The sequence below is a fragment of the Enterobacter sp. CPE_E863 genome (assembly GCF_046521465.1).
Lineage (GTDB): Bacteria > Pseudomonadota > Gammaproteobacteria > Enterobacterales > Enterobacteriaceae > Enterobacter > Enterobacter adelaidei.
The window spans coordinates 2028837-2045895 of sequence record NZ_JBKFZX010000001.1 but is presented as its reverse complement, the minus strand read 5'-3'; the positions used below and the strand labels follow the sequence as shown (position 1 = coordinate 2045895).

The 17059-nt window shown below is 51.1% G+C and carries 16 protein-coding genes and 3 pseudogenes; 11 read left to right on the top strand and 8 right to left on the bottom strand.

The annotated features are described in order from the left end of the window. Nucleotides 1-23: 23 nt before the first annotated feature. From ACLHV8_RS10115 to ACLHV8_RS10105, 3 genes are all read right to left on the bottom strand, one after another. Nucleotides 24-1715, bottom strand: a complete 1692-nt coding sequence (locus ACLHV8_RS10115; RefSeq protein ID WP_028017467.1) for a methyl-accepting chemotaxis protein — start codon at nt 1713-1715, stop codon at nt 24-26. A gap of 181 nt (nt 1716-1896) precedes the next feature. Beyond that, a complete protein-coding gene (locus ACLHV8_RS10110) occupies nt 1897-3015 on the bottom strand; it encodes an S-(hydroxymethyl)glutathione dehydrogenase/class III alcohol dehydrogenase (protein ID WP_208594760.1) in 1119 nt (372 codons plus the stop codon). 31 nt (nt 3016-3046) lie between these two features. Next, nucleotides 3047-3322 carry a metal/formaldehyde-sensitive transcriptional repressor gene (locus tag ACLHV8_RS10105; protein WP_003857256.1) on the bottom strand — a complete coding sequence of 92 codons (276 nt, stop codon included), beginning with the start codon at nt 3320-3322 and terminating at the stop codon, nt 3047-3049. Between the two features lie 298 nt (nt 3323-3620). Between ACLHV8_RS10105 and ACLHV8_RS10100 the strand changes: the two are divergent. From ACLHV8_RS10100 to ACLHV8_RS10090, 3 genes and pseudogenes are all read left to right on the top strand, one after another. Next, nucleotides 3621-3794, top strand: a pseudogene (locus tag ACLHV8_RS10100) (hypothetical protein); the annotation flags it as partial. 37 nt (nt 3795-3831) lie between these two features. Continuing rightward, a complete protein-coding gene (locus ACLHV8_RS10095; protein WP_208594761.1) occupies nt 3832-4296 on the top strand; it encodes a DUF3828 domain-containing protein in 465 nt (154 codons plus the stop codon). A gap of 63 nt (nt 4297-4359) precedes the next feature. Beyond that, the gene (locus ACLHV8_RS10090) at nt 4360-5226 is read left to right on the top strand and encodes a GyrI-like domain-containing protein (protein ID WP_208594762.1); all 867 of its coding nucleotides are present in this window, start codon (nt 4360-4362) and stop codon (nt 5224-5226) included. Nucleotides 5227-5275: 49 nt separating this feature from the next. Here the strand turns inward: ACLHV8_RS10090 and ACLHV8_RS10085 are convergent, their stop codons facing one another. Continuing rightward, nucleotides 5276-6205, bottom strand: a complete 930-nt coding sequence (locus ACLHV8_RS10085; RefSeq protein WP_208594763.1) for a LysR family transcriptional regulator — start codon at nt 6203-6205, stop codon at nt 5276-5278. An 89-nt stretch (nt 6206-6294) separates the two neighbouring features. On the opposite strand from ACLHV8_RS10085, the gene ACLHV8_RS10080 reads away from it, so the two are divergent. The 3 genes from ACLHV8_RS10080 to ACLHV8_RS10070 all read left to right on the top strand — a co-directional run bounded on the left by ACLHV8_RS10080 (nt 6295) and on the right by ACLHV8_RS10070 (nt 7957). After that, nucleotides 6295-6771 (top strand): GNAT family N-acetyltransferase, encoded by a 477-nt coding sequence (locus ACLHV8_RS10080; RefSeq protein ID WP_129324982.1) that lies wholly within the window; start codon nt 6295-6297, stop codon nt 6769-6771. Between the two features lie 125 nt (nt 6772-6896). Further along, nucleotides 6897-7565, top strand: a complete 669-nt coding sequence (locus tag ACLHV8_RS10075; RefSeq protein WP_208594764.1) for an epoxyqueuosine reductase QueH — start codon at nt 6897-6899, stop codon at nt 7563-7565. Nucleotides 7566-7684: 119 nt separating this feature from the next. After that, nucleotides 7685-7957, top strand: coding sequence for a YqjD family protein (locus tag ACLHV8_RS10070; RefSeq protein ID WP_045284344.1), 273 nt, complete (start codon nt 7685-7687; stop codon nt 7955-7957). A gap of 31 nt (nt 7958-7988) precedes the next feature. Here the strand turns inward: ACLHV8_RS10070 and ACLHV8_RS10065 are convergent, their stop codons facing one another. Continuing rightward, on the bottom strand, nt 7989-9452 hold the full coding sequence (locus tag ACLHV8_RS10065; protein WP_049007285.1) for an EAL domain-containing protein: 1464 nt from the start codon (nt 9450-9452) through the stop codon (nt 7989-7991). 277 nt (nt 9453-9729) lie between these two features. Here ACLHV8_RS10065 and ACLHV8_RS10060 point away from each other — a divergent pair. Then, nucleotides 9730-10395: pseudogene (locus ACLHV8_RS10060) on the top strand (MarR family transcriptional regulator); the annotation flags it as partial. Nucleotides 10396-10408: 13 nt separating this feature from the next. On the opposite strand, the gene ACLHV8_RS10055 reads toward ACLHV8_RS10060, so the two are convergent. Continuing rightward, nucleotides 10409-11105, bottom strand: a protein-coding gene (locus ACLHV8_RS10055) for an IS1 family transposase (RefSeq protein WP_174491968.1) whose coding sequence is annotated in 2 segments (ribosomal slippage) — nt 10409-10853 and nt 10852-11105 — 699 coding nt in all. Because the reading frame shifts where the segments join, the coding sequence is not laid out codon by codon here. A 512-nt stretch (nt 11106-11617) separates the two neighbouring features. Here ACLHV8_RS10055 and ACLHV8_RS10050 point away from each other — a divergent pair. Beyond that, nucleotides 11618-12382 (top strand): DeoR/GlpR family DNA-binding transcription regulator, encoded by a 765-nt coding sequence (locus tag ACLHV8_RS10050; protein ID WP_049006022.1) that lies wholly within the window; start codon nt 11618-11620, stop codon nt 12380-12382. Beyond that, nucleotides 12375-13442 carry an oxidoreductase gene (locus ACLHV8_RS10045; RefSeq protein ID WP_208595249.1) on the top strand — a complete coding sequence of 356 codons (1068 nt, stop codon included), beginning with the start codon at nt 12375-12377 and terminating at the stop codon, nt 13440-13442. The genes ACLHV8_RS10050 and ACLHV8_RS10045 overlap by 8 nt, the downstream gene beginning before the upstream one ends. A gap of 45 nt (nt 13443-13487) precedes the next feature. Here ACLHV8_RS10045 and cybB read toward each other — a convergent pair whose 3' ends face one another. Beyond that, entirely contained in the window at nt 13488-14018 is a 531-nt protein-coding gene (gene cybB, locus ACLHV8_RS10040) for a cytochrome b561 (RefSeq protein ID WP_032666827.1), read from the bottom strand. A 188-nt stretch (nt 14019-14206) separates the two neighbouring features. Here cybB and gap point away from each other — a divergent pair, with 188 nt between their 5' ends. Next, complete coding sequence (gap, locus tag ACLHV8_RS10035; RefSeq protein ID WP_208595250.1) at nt 14207-15208, top strand: type I glyceraldehyde-3-phosphate dehydrogenase; 1002 nt, start codon at nt 14207-14209, stop codon at nt 15206-15208. Nucleotides 15209-15248: 40 nt separating this feature from the next. Here gap and ACLHV8_RS10030 read toward each other — a convergent pair whose 3' ends face one another. Then, complete coding sequence (locus ACLHV8_RS10030) at nt 15249-16052, bottom strand: YdcF family protein (protein ID WP_208595251.1); 804 nt, start codon at nt 16050-16052, stop codon at nt 15249-15251. A gap of 283 nt (nt 16053-16335) precedes the next feature. On the opposite strand from ACLHV8_RS10030, the pseudogene ACLHV8_RS10025 reads away from it, so the two are divergent. Continuing rightward, nucleotides 16336-16996: pseudogene (locus ACLHV8_RS10025) on the top strand (O-methyltransferase). Nucleotides 16997-17059 lie beyond the last annotated feature (63 nt).

The following is a 17059-nucleotide window of genomic DNA, read 5'->3' as shown; positions in this document are numbered from 1 at the left end:
CCCTTTTTTTCTGGTGGCGCAACTCAGAACGTTTCCCAGTTATCCCCGGAAACCGTTGCCGCGGGGCGTAGCGGCGTGCTCTTCGTCACTGAGGCTGGTGTAGCCACTCGGCCTGGCTTCACGCTGCTCAAACGAAACGCGCCAACCGCCTCGGTCAGACGCGCGCCCTGTTCTTCCAGAGATGCTGCGGCTGCGGAGGCTTCTTCCACCAGCGAGGCGTTCTGCTGGGTCACTTTATCCATTTCAGAAATCGCCTGACTCACCTGCACAATGCCACGACTCTGCTCATCAGACGCTGCGGCAATCTCCAGCATGATGTCAGTCACCCGTTTAACCGCCTCCACGATTTCATTCATGGTGTTGCCGGCGGCGACAACTTCACCGGAACCCTGGTCGATCAGCGAGACCGACTCGTTGATCAGGCTCTCAATCTCTTTTGCGGCATTCGCACTGCGGCTTGCCAGGGTACGTACTTCACTTGCTACCACAGCAAACCCACGCCCCTGTTCACCCGCCCGCGCCGCTTCTACCGCTGCGTTAAGCGCCAGGATATTGGTCTGGAAGGCAATGCTGTTAATCACTGCGGTAATCTCAGAGATTTTTTTCGAACTGCTGGAGATGTTACCCATGGTTTTGACCACCCCGGAGACCATCTGGCCGCCACGGCTGGCTTTACCGGAGGCATCTTCTGCCAGTTTACTGGCATGGTGAGCATTATCCGCGTTCTGTTTCACCGTTGCGGTCAGTTGTTCCATGCTTGCGGCGGTCTGCTCAATGGCAGCAGCCTGCTGTTCAGTGCGCGAAGAGAGATCGGTGTTACCGGCAGAGATTTCACTGGTTCCACGGTAGATCTCCTCCGCCCCCTGACGTACGGTACCCACGGTGTTTTCAAGCGAGTGCTGCATGGTTTGCAGATCGCGCGTCAGGCGGCCAATTTCGCTGCGTCCGGCCACATCGTCCGGCATCGTCAGGTCGCCTTTGGCGATATTCTCGATACGTTTCGCCGCACGCTGCAGCGGATGGATCACCGTGCGGCGCAGCACGGTAAAGGTCAATGCCGTCAGCACCAGTGCGAGCGCGAACGCGCCGATCATAAACATCAGACCCAGCTGTGTGCGGCTGTGCGCCTGTGCCGTCAGGGCATTGGCACGGTCGGTACGGATCTTAATCGCCTTCAGCAGCACGGCGTTGTAGGCGTCGTCCAGCGGACGCGCGGTTTCGTTTTCATGGTTGATAATTGCTTCAAACATACCGTTTTTGGCGAATTTAACCATCGGCTGCATACCCGCAATATAGGCGTCATATCGTGCTTTCAGGTCAGCATCCAGCGCTTCGCCCTCTGCGGTACGCACGGCGCGATTCATATAGGCGGTGAAACTCTCCTGAGACTGCTTAATACGCGTTTCCGCATCGCTGATGTTCTGCTTCATGGCATCCATCTCCGCGATACGGCTTGCCGCACCGGCGTGGATCAGATTGATACGCGCGGTTCGCAGATGGTTTGAGCTGTTCGACAGCCCCATACGCACCTGAATTTCAGATGTGACATCCTGCTGATCGCGATCGGCCTGAAGCAGGAAATATCCCGCCAGACCTGAGCTCAAGGCAAAAAGCAGAATAATGCCACCGAGAATGGAGGAAAACAGCGGAACCAGCCTGATGTGATGCAAGAAGCTCAGCTTGCGCTGCGCCTGCATCGAAGTAGTGTTGTCCATGACCGTCGACTCTCTTATAGGTAAGATGCGTAAAAACACGCCCGTTAAATAGTCATCGGCACGGCAGAGATTTAGATTACGGCTAAAAACGCCGCACTGGTCACACTTTAGAGAAGATTATTAAAGAAATGCCAGCGGTGAAAAACCGCTGGCAGAAGAGTTACTTGTCGCCGAAATGAAATTACTTGTCGCCGAAATGAATAACGGTGCGGATGGATTTCCCTTCGTGCATCAGATCAAACGCGTCGTTGATCTGCTCCAGTGGCAAACGATGGGTGATGAACGGGTCGAGCTGGATTTTTCCGGCCATGGCATCTTCAACCATACCCGGGAGCTGAGTACGCCCTTTCACGCCGCCAAACGCGGAACCGCGCCACACGCGACCTGTCACCAGCTGGAATGGACGGGTTTTAATCTCCTGACCCGCCCCGGCAACCCCAATAATGATGCTCTCGCCCCAGCCTTTGTGGCAGCACTCCAGCGCAGAACGCATCACGTTCACGTTGCCGATGCATTCGAAGCTGAAGTCAACGCCGCCATCGGTCAGCTCAACGATGACATCCTGAATCGATTTTTCGTGATCTTTCGGGTTCACGAAATCGGTCGCGCCCATTTCACCCGCCAGCTTGAATTTCTCCGGATTGGTGTCGACTGCGATGATACGGCCGGCCTTCGCCTGAACCGCGCCCTGAATCACCGCCAGACCAATGCCGCCGAGACCGAACACCGCCACGGTATCGCCCTCTTTGACCTTTGCCGTGTTATGCACCGAGCCGATACCGGTGGTCACGCCGCAGCCCAGCAGGCAAACTTTATCCAGCGGCGCCTGCGGGTTCACCTTCGCCAGCGAGATCTCCGCGCAAACGGTGTACTCGCTGAAGGTGCTGGTGCCCATGTAGTGATAAATCGGCTCGCCGTTATAAGAGAAACGGGTGGTGCCGTCCGGCATCAGCCCTTTGCCCTGAGTGGCGCGAACCGCCTGGCAGAGGTTGGTTTTACCGGATTTACAGAACTTACACTCGCCGCACTCCGCGGTGTACAGCGGGATCACGTGATCCCCGGGTTTCAGGCTGGTCACGCCCTCGCCCACTTCTACCACAATCCCGCCACCTTCATGACCGAGTACCGCAGGGAAAACGCCTTCCGGATCGTCACCCGACAGCGTAAACGCATCGGTATGACATACGCCGGTATGGGTTATTTTGATCAACACTTCGCCGTTCTTCGGCGGTGCCACGTCGATTTCAACGATTTTGAGCGGCTGGCCGGGGCCAAATGCAACAGCAGCGCGAGATTTCATATTGTCTTCCCTTATTGTGAGGTATGTGGGTTTATTTTAGATAAGAGCGCAGCAAATGGCCGACTTCCGCCATGCGCACGGCTCGCTGATCCGGCGTTGTTTCCCCCGTCACCAGCTCATCTTTGAGGTGAATTTCGACCATTTCGCCCATCAGGCCATTGGCAGCACCGCGCACGGCGGCGATTTGCTGCAGGATGGCTAAACAGGGATCGCCCGACTCCAGCGCGCGTTCAAGGGCATCGACCTGCCCACGAATGCGACGGACGCGGGTAAGGATACGTTTTTTGTCTTCGGGTGAATGCGGCATACGCCCTCCAGATACTATAGGGGGGTATGGTATTTCACTTAACAGGGGATGTAAACCTTCTGTTTCCGTTGCTACATCAGCGTATCTACCGCATATCATCAACCAAGCGAATAAAACCCCAAAAACATATAAGACTATGAAATATATAATCTTTTAATAACATTTTTTGCCTAAGCGGATTGAAGCTCTCGTTGTTTAGTGACACTTTCATCTACAACAGGAGTTAACACATGGCATGGAACAAACACGCAGCGGCCCTGAACGGGCAGGTTTCCTAATTTTAGGACAAGGCGAAACATTACAGGAAGGCGATGTGGTTGTTATTCAGCCCTATGATGGCGGTAATCCTGCGGGTCACATGGCAATTTACGACGGCACTACCTGGTACTCAGATTTCAGACAAAGAGATATGTGGGGTGGTCCGGGATATCGTTCTGAGCGCCCTTCTTACAAAATTTACAGGAAAAACTGATGCGTAACATTCTTATGATGTGCCTGTTATTGACGGGATGTTCAGCACAGATGGATTCGCCGGAAAACGTATCAATGATTTTTATTCGTTCTACCTCACGGCCTTCGTTACAGATACCCATGAAGATAATCTCGATTCACCAAAAATACGTGAGTATATTGCGCGCGACACGCTCTTCCGTCTGAAGAAAATTCTTTCTCTCAATGAGCAGGAAATTATCGGTTCCGATTATTTTACCTATACACAAGACTATGCCGCGGAGTGGATCCCTGACCTGAGCGTAAGCAACGCAATAAACTCAGTGTCCGGAAAAGTTGTTAACGTCGAGCTGGGTGCAGGTAATGGGCAAAAACAGCGGTTAAACGTGTATCTGCGCAATGAAGACGGTAAATGGAAAATTTACCGCGTCACCGATGCGAGCCATCATTTCGAACAGTATATTTTTGACGACAGGGCGATTGCTGCCGCACAACGATATGCGGCCAGTATAACTTCTCCATAATTAGCAAGATCGGTCAGGATTCTGGCCATTTGGTGAGGCAAAGTGGGTCATCAGGAGGATGCAATGAACGATGCAATCAAAACGGCCTACCGCGAGCGCTTCACGATGGTGTGCGACTATATCGCCCACCATCTCGATGAGCCGCTCACGCTGGAGAAGCTCAGCGCGATAGCCTGCTGTTCGCCTTATCATTTTCACCGGCAGTTTCTGGCATTCAGCGGCCAGCCGCTGTATCGCTATATCCAGTGGCTACGCCTTCGTCGTGCTTCCTGGCGACTGGCGTTTAATCCACAGGATAAGGTGATTGATATTGCGCTCGATGCCGGATTCCAGAACCCCGAATCGTTCAGCCGCGCCTTCAGAAACGCATTTGGAAAAAGCCCCCGTCAGTTTCGGCAACAGCCGGACTGGCTGAGCTGGCACCAGCGCGTACCGAAAATGACCTTTCAGGAGCAAAAAACAATGGAAATTAAGATTGTCGATTTCCCGCAGACCCAAGTGGCAGTTCTGCAGCACCGTGGCAGCCCGGATAGGGTTAATGACAGCGCGGCGAAATTTATTGCCTGGCGTAAAACCTCGGGCTTATCACCCGTACACGAAAGCAGCACCTTTGGCATTGTCTGGGATGACCCGGCAACCACACCCGCAGACGCCTTTCGTTTCGATATTTGCGGCAGTATCTCTGAAGCGATACCGGAAAATGACTTCGGGGTTTCCAGTGGTGAAATCGACGGTGGTCGATACGCCGTCGGGCGTCACACGGGTTCGCTGGATAACATTTCCGCCACGGTATGGGCGATGTTTCGCGAGTGGCTACCGGCCAGCGGCGAAACGCTGCGCGATGCCCCGCTATTTTTCCACTACCTCAACTTTATTCACGAGGTGCCGGAACATGCGCTGCAAACGGATATCTACCTGCCGTTAAAATGACTATACCTCATTGACCGCTATATCTGCCGGGTAGCGACGCTTACCCGGCCTAAACGTCCCTACCAGTCTGCGCTAGCGACTGCAGTTCCTCCTTAAGCCATCGGGTCGCCCCCCGCTGCCCGCTGCGTTTATGTGAGTAAATTTTCACTTCGAACGCGTGTATCGGGAACGGTAGTGCAAAAATTCTGAGATCCGCTGTCGCAATCAGCTTTTCAGCAGCATATCGGGGGATCGCCATCAGCAGGTCGCTTTCCGCTACGATAAACGGCGCGCTGAGCATCGACGGCGTTTTGATCGCGATTTGTCGGGTATAGCCCAACTGCTCAAGCCGCACGTCCAGCACGCCCTTCTTCTCATTCCACGGGGTCACCACCAGATGCCGGGCCGCGAGATAATCCTCCAGCGTAAGCCGCGTCCGGCTTGCGTTGCTGATGACCACATACTCATCTTTAAACCAGCCGATCTCTTCCAGTTCCGGATGGCGGATATCATCCGGCGTGCTAAAGCCCAGCGCCAGATCCACCTCACCCGCCAGCAGCTCCGTCAGCGCCGGGCTGTGCGGCAGATAGCGCAATTCAAATCGTAAACCCGGCGCAGTAAGCTGCAGCTTGTGCATCAGAGCAGGAAAAATGCAAAGCGCGGTAAAATCCGTTATCGCAATCTGCAAGCTCTCTGTACTGCTGGCTGCATCAAACTCCAGCTGCGGGGTCAGCTCATGATTCAGGAACGACAGTGCGGAAGCAATCGAAGGTGCGAGCTGAGAGGCATACACGCTGGGAGACATACTATGTCCTTCGCGAAAAAACAGCGGGTCATTCAGGGTGACGCGCAAACGCGACAGCGCATGGCTGAGCGCGGATGTGCTCATCGCCAACTCGTCAGCGGCCAGCCGAACGGAGCGGTGACGGTAAATCGCGTCGAAAACGGGCAGCAGGTTTAAATCAAGCCGCCTCAGTACCGGATGCATAATATTCATCATATATTGATTTCATTGCACTTAATTCTACGGACAATACTCCGTATGCTTAACGCCATCAATCAAGACGCACGCTAAAAGCAGGGAAAACAATGAGCATCACCATTCGTCAGGCACGCCCCGAAGATGCGGCGGCCATTTACGCCATGATCTATGAGCTGGCAGTGTATGAAAAAGCGCCGGAAGAAGTGGTTACTACACCGGAGGAGATCCGGAAAACGCTTTTTGTCGCAGATACCAAAACCGAAGCATTGATCGCGGAGTGTGAAGGCAAGATCGCCGGCTATGCCGTGTACTTCACCAGCTATTCAACCTGGCTCGGGCGCAACGGGATTTATATGGAAGACCTGTACGTTTCTCCGGAATATCGCGGTAAAGGTGCAGGCAGAGCGCTGCTGAGACATATCGCGCAGCTCGCGGTAAAACGACAGTGCGGTCGTCTTGAGTGGAGCGTGCTGGACTGGAACCAGCCCGCTATCGACTTTTACCTGAGTATTGGCGCGCTGCCACAGTCCGAATGGATCCGCTATCGTCTTGATGGCGAAGCACTACTCAAATTTGCCGAATAGCGGCACGATTTACCCGAGAATAATCCCGCCCCGCGGGATTATTCTTATCTGCGTTGCTCCCTTCTCTACAGTTTATGAATTTATGCTACTCTTCCATAAATTTCATAAACATAATGCAGAACATCATGACGACAGTTCCTTTTATCCGCCCGCAACTTACCCTGCCAGACGGTGCCGAAAAACTGCTGCTGCACTCCTGCTGTGCCCCCTGCTCGGGTGAAGTGATGGAGGCTATTCAGGCTTCTGGCATTGAATACACGATTTTTTTCTATAACCCCAATATCCATCCGCAAAAGGAATACCTCATTCGCAAGGAGGAAAATATTCGGTTTGCGGAAAAACACGGTGTGCCGTTTGTTGATGCCGATTACGACACCGATAACTGGTTTGAGCGTGCTAAAGGCATGGAGTGGGAACCCGAGCGCGGCGTGCGCTGCACTATGTGCTTCGATATGCGCTTCGAGCGAACGGCGCTCTATGCGGCAGAAAATGGATTCAGCGTCATCTGCAGCTCGCTGGGTATCTCCCGCTGGAAGAACATGCAGCAGATAAATGACTGCGGCCAGCGTGCGGCTGCACGCTATCCAGGTATGGTTTACTGGGACTATAACTGGCGCAAACAGGGCGGATCCTCACGCATGATAGAGATCAGCAAGCGTGAACAGTTTTACCAGCAGGAATATTGTGGATGCGTTTATTCTCTCAGGGACAGTAACCTGCATCGTAAGTCTCAGGGCCGCCCGTTGATCCGCATTGGGAAGCTCTATTACGGTCAGGATGACAATGAGAAATAACGGGTTCCCGGTATAGAGATATATCCGAAAACCATCCTTTCAGGTGCCGAATTTAGCCTTTCGCCTCTCACCTCTACAAAGAGCGGCTATCCTTTAACTATCAACAAAAGGAGGCAAAAATGTCTGATTTCGGTACTGATAAAAATACCCAGTTTGCTGAAGATAAAGCAAAAAATAAACTTGATGAACTCGCAGGTTCAGCGCAGCAGCAGTTTGGTGAATTCGTTGATTCACCAAAACATCAGGTAAAAGGTGCTGCGAAAAAATATGCCGCGCAGGCCAGTGATGCGGTCTCCGATGTCACCGAAGCGGTCAGAAATAACCCTCTCACCGGCCTAATCGCCGCCGGTGCTGTCGGTATTGTGCTCGGCCTGCTGTTAGGTCGAAAATAACTCAAGGCCCTTCGGGGCTTTATTTTCCTTACTAGCTAAATAACCGTACCATGCGGTCTAACTCATCTTCTTTCACAGCACGAGATAAATAATACCCCTGAAAGTTTTTGACGCCCAGGGCAGCTAATTTCTCAAATTTTTCTTCGCTATCAACGCCCTCTGCAATGCAATCTGTTCCGGTCATATCGCTATAAAGCTGTATCGCTTTAATAAGGTGATAGTCATTGTCATTTGCCACGAAATGCTCAACAATGTCCTTGTCCAGTTTGAGCCCATCAAAATGTACCTGTCGCACCGGGAACATGGTTTGATGGTTAGAGAAGCAGTCATCCAAAAATAATCGACATCCCGTACTCCGTAAATGCCGCATAGTTTCAGGGATCCTGGTGTCCTTCGTGACATCAATATCCTCCGCGAATTCAAAGACTAAATTTTCGGCCCACCGCGGTTTGAGTAGCATGTCGATAGCTTTCTTTGCCATATCAGGCAATGCATTCCCGGAAGCCAGTCGGGGTGGTATATTAACTGAAAAATAATATTTCCCGTTATATTTATTAATACCTGACACGGCAGCATGGATAACTAACGCCGTAATCTTTAGCCATATTTCATTATTTGAAATATCAGCCAAAAAACTGACTGGCTTGACGATTTTACCATTTTTATTCCATCGAATAAGTATTTCAAAACCAACCCCTTTTTTGTTATGGTCGGTAATGATCTGGTACACAGGGAAAATATCCCGCTTAAGCAGTGCGTTAAAAATCTCTGTTTCCTTTTCCGTAAAATCTGTCTTTTGATTTTTGCGCTTAATACTTTCACCCACATTGAAATTGTGTGGATCGTTTACCCATTGCTTGATTAAATGTAATTTTTGAATACCTTCCTTTCGGTGAGTATATACCGTTTTATTAGATAACCCCATTGTATCGCACAATTCTTTTACGGACATACCCCGGTAGAAACTTAATAAAACATCAACCTCCCTTCGGGTTAGCCATTTAAAATTTCCTTTAGCAGAATAATCCAGAGAGTGATCCCGCAATAAACGAGAACCATCCTTAAATATATTATCATGCATGCTGATGGAGCCTATTATATCAGACACGCTGGCCATGCGAATCAGCGATAACTGACGGCTGCTATTTAAAAGGCTACCCAGGGTGCGATACAGCCAGCTGTCTGGTATATCACCATACAGAGTAACACGTTGAATAACGGGTAGCGAATTAAGTACGGATGCCAGGCGTTTCAGACTCTCAAGGAGATTGACAATACCTTTCCCGAGGAACACCACAATGTGAGCACTCTGATTTATAAGAATATTTTTTCTGTCTCGTTGCGATATCTCATCCCCGACAAAGCGAATAAGCGATGCCTCTATCCCGTATTTTTCCAGGATCAGACGATATCCCTGAAATGTGAAGCCGCAGGCTGAGATGACAAACTTTTGGTCATCGCAAGCCCCATTTCTGAGAGAAATTTTTTGGGTCATAACCTGCTCCTGGGCACCAACGCGCCATTTCCATTTGTGAATGCATAAAATGTCATGCACCTGATGTGAGTATTAATTTTACCGTACAATAACAGGGTAAGAAACAGTCCTCACCGGAACATCTTTGCGTTAATCACTTCACGCCACGCAACGTGCAAATATACTTTTCTTTTCAAATAACCACGGTAAATGTTTCATTCTCAGGGTATAATGAAAATTCCGAAAAAGAAGGCTGGATACTTCATCTATCGGCTCATTCAAATACGAGAAATACGCTATGGATAATCATATCTCATCCAGGGCCTTGCTACATCGAAGGGATGTTATAAAGAACAATCCGCGATTCAGTGAGGCAATATTAGAGCACTACACCATTAATGACACCATCTACAAAAAACAACCTTTGTTCTACAAAACGATGCTGCAGGAATCACGATTTAACATTATCCTTTCCATGTGTTGTTTTATTTTTGGAAATCAGGCTGAATCTGTCTCGGAAATAAAAGAGTTATGTTCTCGCTATAAAATAGCCAGCCCCAACAGCGTTATTGCAATCATTACGATACTCAGAACCACCGGGCGCATCAGCACCTGGCGCTGCACGGAAGACAGACGCAAAACGAGAATAGCGCCAACTGAAAAAGGCCTGAATGAACTAAAGCGATATATGTCCGGGGCATTTTTGCCGGTCAGCATTCTTTATCCGGCATTTAATATTGACGTTAACCTTTTGGATAATGACGTGTTGAGAAATAATTTTTTCCGTCGCGCGGCAGAATATCTTTTTCGGGGATTAACGTTCAGAAAAGTTTTGCCTGAAGTGGGATTATTCATCGATAAAGATGGCGGTCGAATGATTATGCTCTATCTATACCTGCAGGCCATAAAAAACAAATCTGCCCATGGTGCAACTATTGAGTATTCAGCAAGCACACTCGCAAGGTAATGACTCCAACTTACTGATAGTGTTTTATGTTCAGATAATGCCCGATGACTTTGTCATGCAGCTCCACCGATTTTGAGAACGACAGTGACTTCCTGCCCAGCCTTGCCAGATGCTGCCTCAGATTCAGGTTATGCCGCTCAATGCGCTGCGTATATCGCTTGCTGATAACGTGCAGTTCTCCCTTCAGGCGTGATTCATACAGCGGCCAGCCATCCGTCATCCATACCACGACCTCAAAGGCCGACAGCAGGCCCAGAAGACGCTCCAGCGTGGCCAACGTGCGTTCACCGAATACGTGCGCCACAACCGTCCTCCGTATCCTGTCATACGCGTAAAACAACCAGCGCTGGCGTGATTTAGCGCCGACGTAACCCCACTGTTCGTCCATTTCCGCGCAAACAATGACGTCACTGCCCGGTTGTATGCGTGAGTTTACCGACTGCGGCCTGAGTTTTTAAGTGTCGTAAAATCGTGTTGAGGCCAACGCCCATAATGCGTGCACTGGCGCGACATCCGACGCCATTCATGGCCATATCAATGATTTTCTGATGCGTACCGGGTTGAGAAGCGGTGTAAGTGAACTGTAGCTGCCATGTTTTACGGCAGTGAGAGCAGAGATAGCGCTGATGTCCGGCAGTACTTTTACCGTTACGCACCACGCCTTCAGTAGCTGAACAGGAGGGACAGCTGATAGAAACAGAAGCCACTGGAGCACCTCAAAAACACCATCATACACTAAATCAGTAAGTTGGCACCATTACCCGAAAATGGACTTTCAAATGAAACATATAAACCCCCTGTTATTTAAGGAAAATTCCTAATTCGTTATATGCACATTTTTGCGTTAATTTCATGACGGGTCAGACACAAAGATTTTCAAAGAAGTGTCAACTTACGTAGTTAAAGCCTACACGGCGACACATATGACCATTAAAAAACAAATTTACGTTATTTTAATTCGTTAATTAGAATTTAATTGAAATATATAGCCAGATAAGGGTGATACAATAGCGACATAATCCAAACTATTAAATAAAACATAACAATAACACCATGGTTAACATTTAAAACGGTTTACTTATAAGCACTTAATATAATTTTAATAATCACCCACCTGAATCATTACCCCACTTGCGTATCCTGGTGACGACATTGTGCTTTTCTCTGCGCTGAAATGCTGTATTATGCGAACTATTGCGACATTTTGCAGGATTTGTTCATGCACAAAACGGCTCGTCAACGATATGTACTTGATATTATTAGTGAGCAAGGACAGGCCAGTATCACCGAGCTGGCAGAAAAGCTTCAGGTTTCAGCAGACACCATCCGCCGCGATCTGACTGACCTTGAAAACCAGGGCCTTGCGCAGAAGAATCATGGCGGGGCTATTGCACTCAATCTTTCCGCCATGAATCGTCAGGGGCGCAGTACGTTGCTGCCCGAAGCCAAACAGCGTCTGGGTAAACAGGTCGCGCAGGCAGTTCCACCGGGCTCCACCCTGTTTCTGGATGCCGGAAGCACGGTGATGGCTGTTGCCACCTTTCTTCAGGGGCCGCTGACTGTTATCACCACCTCGCTGGATATTGCCCAGCATTTTAGCGACCAGGATAATATTGAGCTGATCCTGCTCGGTGGAAAATGGGACCAAAAGCAGCGCCTGTTCGCCGGAAGCGCCACCCTGTCCCTCCTGTCCCGTTATCGTGCGGATATCGCTATTCTCGGGGCGTGCGCCATCCATGCCGATCTCGGTCTGAGTGCCAGTACAGAAGCAGATGCGGAGGTCAAGCGCGCGATGCTTGCCGTAAGCCATGCTCACTGGATTGTCGCCGACCACCTTAAAGTCAACCGCTGCGAACCGTATCTGGTTTGCGAGTTATCCAACATCCAACAACTGTTTCTGGATCGTCCCTGGCCTGAGCTTGGGGACCATAGCGCATTGCAGGTCACGGTTTGCGCGAATCAACGTGGAGAAGGTCATGAGTAAAGTGAAAACAATCAACATTGCATTGATCGGGTATGGATTTGTCGGCAAAACTTTCCATGCACCGCTGATCCAGTCCGTTGATGGACTTAAGCTGGCGGTCGTCTCTTCTCGTGATGAAGAAAAAGTAAAACGCGATCTTCCGGATGTTCAGGTGGTTGCAACACCGGAAGAGGCCATTCAGCATCCGGATGTCGATCTGGTCGTTATTGCCTCCCCCAACGCCACCCACGCGCCGCTGGCCACGCTTGCGCTGAACGCCGGGAAACATGTGGTTGTGGATAAGCCTTTCACCCTCGACATGCAGGAAGCCCGCGACCTGATTGCGCTGGCGGATGAAAAGCAGCTTTTGCTCTCCGTCTTTCACAACCGCCGCTGGGACAGCGATTTCCTCGGCATTAAGCAGCTTATTGAGCAAGGTACGCTCGGCAAGATTAAACATCTGGAGTCGCATATTGACCGTTTCCGTCCGGAAGTACGCGTGCGCTGGCGCGAGCAGAACGTCCCCGGGAGCGGCCTGTGGTTTGACCTGGGTCCTCACCTGATTGACCAGACGCTTCAGCTCTTTGGCCTGCCGCAGTCGGTTCAGGGGAATATCGCGACGCTGCGCGACGGTGCAGAAATTAACGACTGGGCGCACGTGGTCTTAAATTATCCGCAACATAAGGTCATTCTGCATGCCAGCATGCTGGTCGCAGGCGGTACGGCACGCTTTACGGTCCACGGGGATAAGGGCAGCGTGATGAAAGCCAGAATCGATCAGCAGGAAGCGCAGCTGCTCGCAGGGGTGATTCCCGGCAGTGCAACCTGGGGCGAAGACAGCGACAGCATGGTGCTCTATGGAGCAGACGGAGCACAGCAGACTATTGCGACCCCGAAAGGCGATCAGCGCCAGTATTACATTAATGTACGTGATGCGGTTCTCGGGAAAATCACCAACCCCGTTAATCCTGTCGAAGCATTAGCGGTTATGGCTGTACTGGAAGCGGCAGTGAAATCGTCTGAGACCGGATCAACGCAGGCGCTGGCGTTAACTACTGAAGAGCGTGCTCAGCTGCGCTAAAAAAAAGCCGGGTGGCGCTGCGCTTACCCGGCCTGTTTTCCGCATTTATTGACGCTTTTTCGGCATCATGCGCAGAAGGGTATTATCTTTCCAGAAATAGTGGTGCATCAGTGCTGCCAGTGCGTGCAGGCCAATCATAAAATAGCCCAGATTCGCCAGCGTAACGTGCCACTCTTTCAGCACATCGACCAGGTCAAAATTGGATTCCGCCGCATGCGGCATCACCATGCCAAAAGCAAACCAGTCGCTGCCCCGGTTGTACATCATCACAATACCAATCAGCGGTAACGCAATGAACAGCATATACACCACCAGATGCCCCAGATGAGACATCCCCGTCACCATCGCTTTTGGCTTTGGTTGAATCGGTGGCGCGCGGAACTTGAGACGAACCAGCAGACGCGTCACCATCAGCACCAGAATGGTGATTCCGCATGAGACGTGGATCATATTGATCAATGGGCGAGCGGTACGCGGGAAGAAACCTTTAAACTCCATCGCGCAATAAGCAACGATGATTAACAGAAACACCAGCCAGTGAATTGCGATTTGCAGGCTTGTATATTTAGTACGCATGGGATTTCCTGAAAAAAACGGATATCGCGTCAACATAATCCCCTTTCCTTAAAAATTCATCAATTTTTCTGTATGGTTTTTCAAATACTTCCTTTCGCATGAAGCATCTTCAATTGCCGCCCAGCCCGTGATGGTCTAAGCCTGGATGAGTTCAAACTGTCGTATCGACACGTTCACAGGAGAACACCATGAGTAAAATTGGCATTAACGGATTTGGACGCATTGGACGCCTTGTACTGCGCCGCCTTCTTGAAACCCAGGATAGCAACACCGTCGTCGCCATCAACGACCTCACCTCTCCCAAAGTATTGGCCTATCTGCTCAGGCATGATTCCAACTACGGTGGTTTCCCGTGGAGCGTGGATTTCACTGAAGATGCGCTGATTGTTGACGGTAAAACCATTGCGGTATACGCCGAAAAAGAGGCGAAGCATATTCCGTGGAAAGCCGCAGGTGTGGATATCGTTGTGGAGTGCACCGGCTTTTACACCTCCGAAGAAAAATCACGAGCGCATCTGGATGCAGGCGCGAAGAAAGTGCTTATTTCTGCCCCAGCCGGAGAGATGAAAACCATCGTTTATAACGTGAATGACGACACCATTGACGCCAGTGATACCATCATTTCCGTCGCTTCCTGCACCACCAACTGCCTCGCCCCACTGGCAAAAGCGCTGCATGATGCCTTTGAAATTAAAGTCGGTACCATGACGACTATTCACGCCTATACCGGTACCCAGGCACTGGTAGATGGGCCTCGCGGAAAAGATCTTCGTGCCTCACGCGCGGCGGCAGAAAATATCATTCCGCATACCACCGGTGCGGCGAAAGCCATCGGCCTGGTCATCCCCGCGTTGAGTGGCAAACTGAAAGGCCACGCGCAGCGCGTGCCGGTTAAAACCGGCTCCGTCACCGAACTGGTCGCCATTCTGGGTAAAAAAGTCACGGTTGAAGAGATCAATACCGCGTTGAAAAAGGCGACGCAGGGAAATAAATCGTTTGGTTATACCGATGAAGAGATTGTGTCGTCAGATGTGATCGGTTCGCACTTTGGTTCGGTATTTGATGCCACGCAAACTGAGGTAACGGAAGCGGGCGATCTGCAACTGGTGAAAGCCGTCGCCTGGTATGACAACGAATATGGTTTTGTGACGCAGCTGGTGCGTACGCTGAATAAGTACGCCGCACTGTAATGCCTTCCCCCTCTTTGCGGAGGGGGAAACCGCAGGATGCTCAGAGAAGCGAGCGCCGGGATAAGGCGTTTTTCAGGATCGGATCCTGCTGTAGCAATGCCCATGCGTCTGCCACGGCATCAGGAAACTCAACGTGCGCGATAAAATCACGTCCGGCAGGACCATAGCCGTTAACGTCATCATACAGTCGCGGCAGTTCCCCCAGAACCAGTGACAGGTAGCGGTCAACGGGCCACAGTCCGGTGTTGCCCTCGCTAAATTCCACCCCATCTTTGCCGTTCTGCAGTGTCGGCGTAACACCCGGGTGGCTTATCCACCGCGGTGCAACGGGTTCATCCCGGCACACGCGGGCAAACGTCGCCATGGTACGTCGCTGCATCGTCGGATCCTGCACCACCAGCACCCGTCCGGTAGCTCGCTGACGTTTTTTCAGTATGTTCCAGCTAAAACGCGCGTTTTCACCACAGTTGGTGGATTGATCTTCGATCCACAAACGTCCCTCAGGGATCTGCCAGAACTCGCGCGCAATGTCGGCCAGAATACCGCCTTCCGGTCGCCCAGTGACCGGTATCGTGTGATAACGCGGGTGACTGCCAATGCCCGCATATAGAAACGCGGTCGAATGGCCGATACCGCCGCTAATCAGCAACGGGATCTCGTTTTGCGCGGCGATACGGCAGGCCGCATCAATAGTCGGAATGACCGCGTTTCCTGCCAGAACCACCCCATCGACATCCGGGTTCTGACGGGAACCGCTCAGATCATCCTGCGCCAGCCATGTGCCGAGAGTATTAATCGCCGCCAGAGTGGCATCAGGCAGAATGGGGAAATGGGTCTGAACCATGATGAACTTCTCCTGTGAGTCTCTTCAGGGGGACGGCTTCTGGCTAATAAAGTACAGGCGAGCGCCGAATCGGATTGCATCTGCCTATTATGCTATTGGTTTTCTATCACTCAAAACATTCTGTTGCGTGTGCTGTTTAAAAAAGTACCCAGTGCGGCTCAATTATACCGTGAACGATTTTACAGGGAACTTCGGGGCCAGATTTACGAAGGTTCAATGCCTGAAGTGCTACGATTACCAGGTCCCTATTTCGCCCCCAGTTTTTACTCTCAGGAGCCAATCTATGCAACAACAGTGGTCAGCAGTAGATAATTTCATGATTTCTTCGCTTATTCCTGAAGATGATGTCTTGCGTCAGGTACTGGAAAACAACAAACGCGGCGGGCTCCCCGAACACGATGTAGCGGCCAATCAGGGTCAACTGCTGGCGCTGTTTGTCCGTCTGACGCAGTCGCGGCGTGTTCTTGAGATTGGCACGCTCGGTGCCTATAGTTCCATCTGGATGGCTCGCGCTCTGCCGCCAGACGGAAAGCTGATTACGCTTGAAGCGGATCCAACCCATGCCGAAATTGCCCGCCAGAATATCCACCTCGCGGGGCTAAACAACCGTATTGAACTGGTAGAAGGCCCGGCTCTGAACTCGCTCGAGAATTTCGGTGATATACCGCCATTCGACCTGATCTTTATTGATGCAGATAAGCCAAACAACCCAGGTTATCTGGAATGGGCGCTGCACTACTCCCGCCCAGGGACGTTGATTATTGGTGATAACGTGGTACGCGAGGGCGAAGTGATTAACGAGCAAAGTGACGATGCGCGCGTGCAGGGTGTTCGTCGGTTTATCGAGATGATTGGGGACAATCCCCGTTTAACCGCCACCGCGTTGCAGACGGTGGGGGTTAAGGGGGTGGGACGGGTTTACGCTGGCAATTGTGGAACGATAACCAGCCGGGTGGCGGCTACGCCTTACCCGGCCTACATTTTCTTCCGTAGGCCCGGTAAGCGCA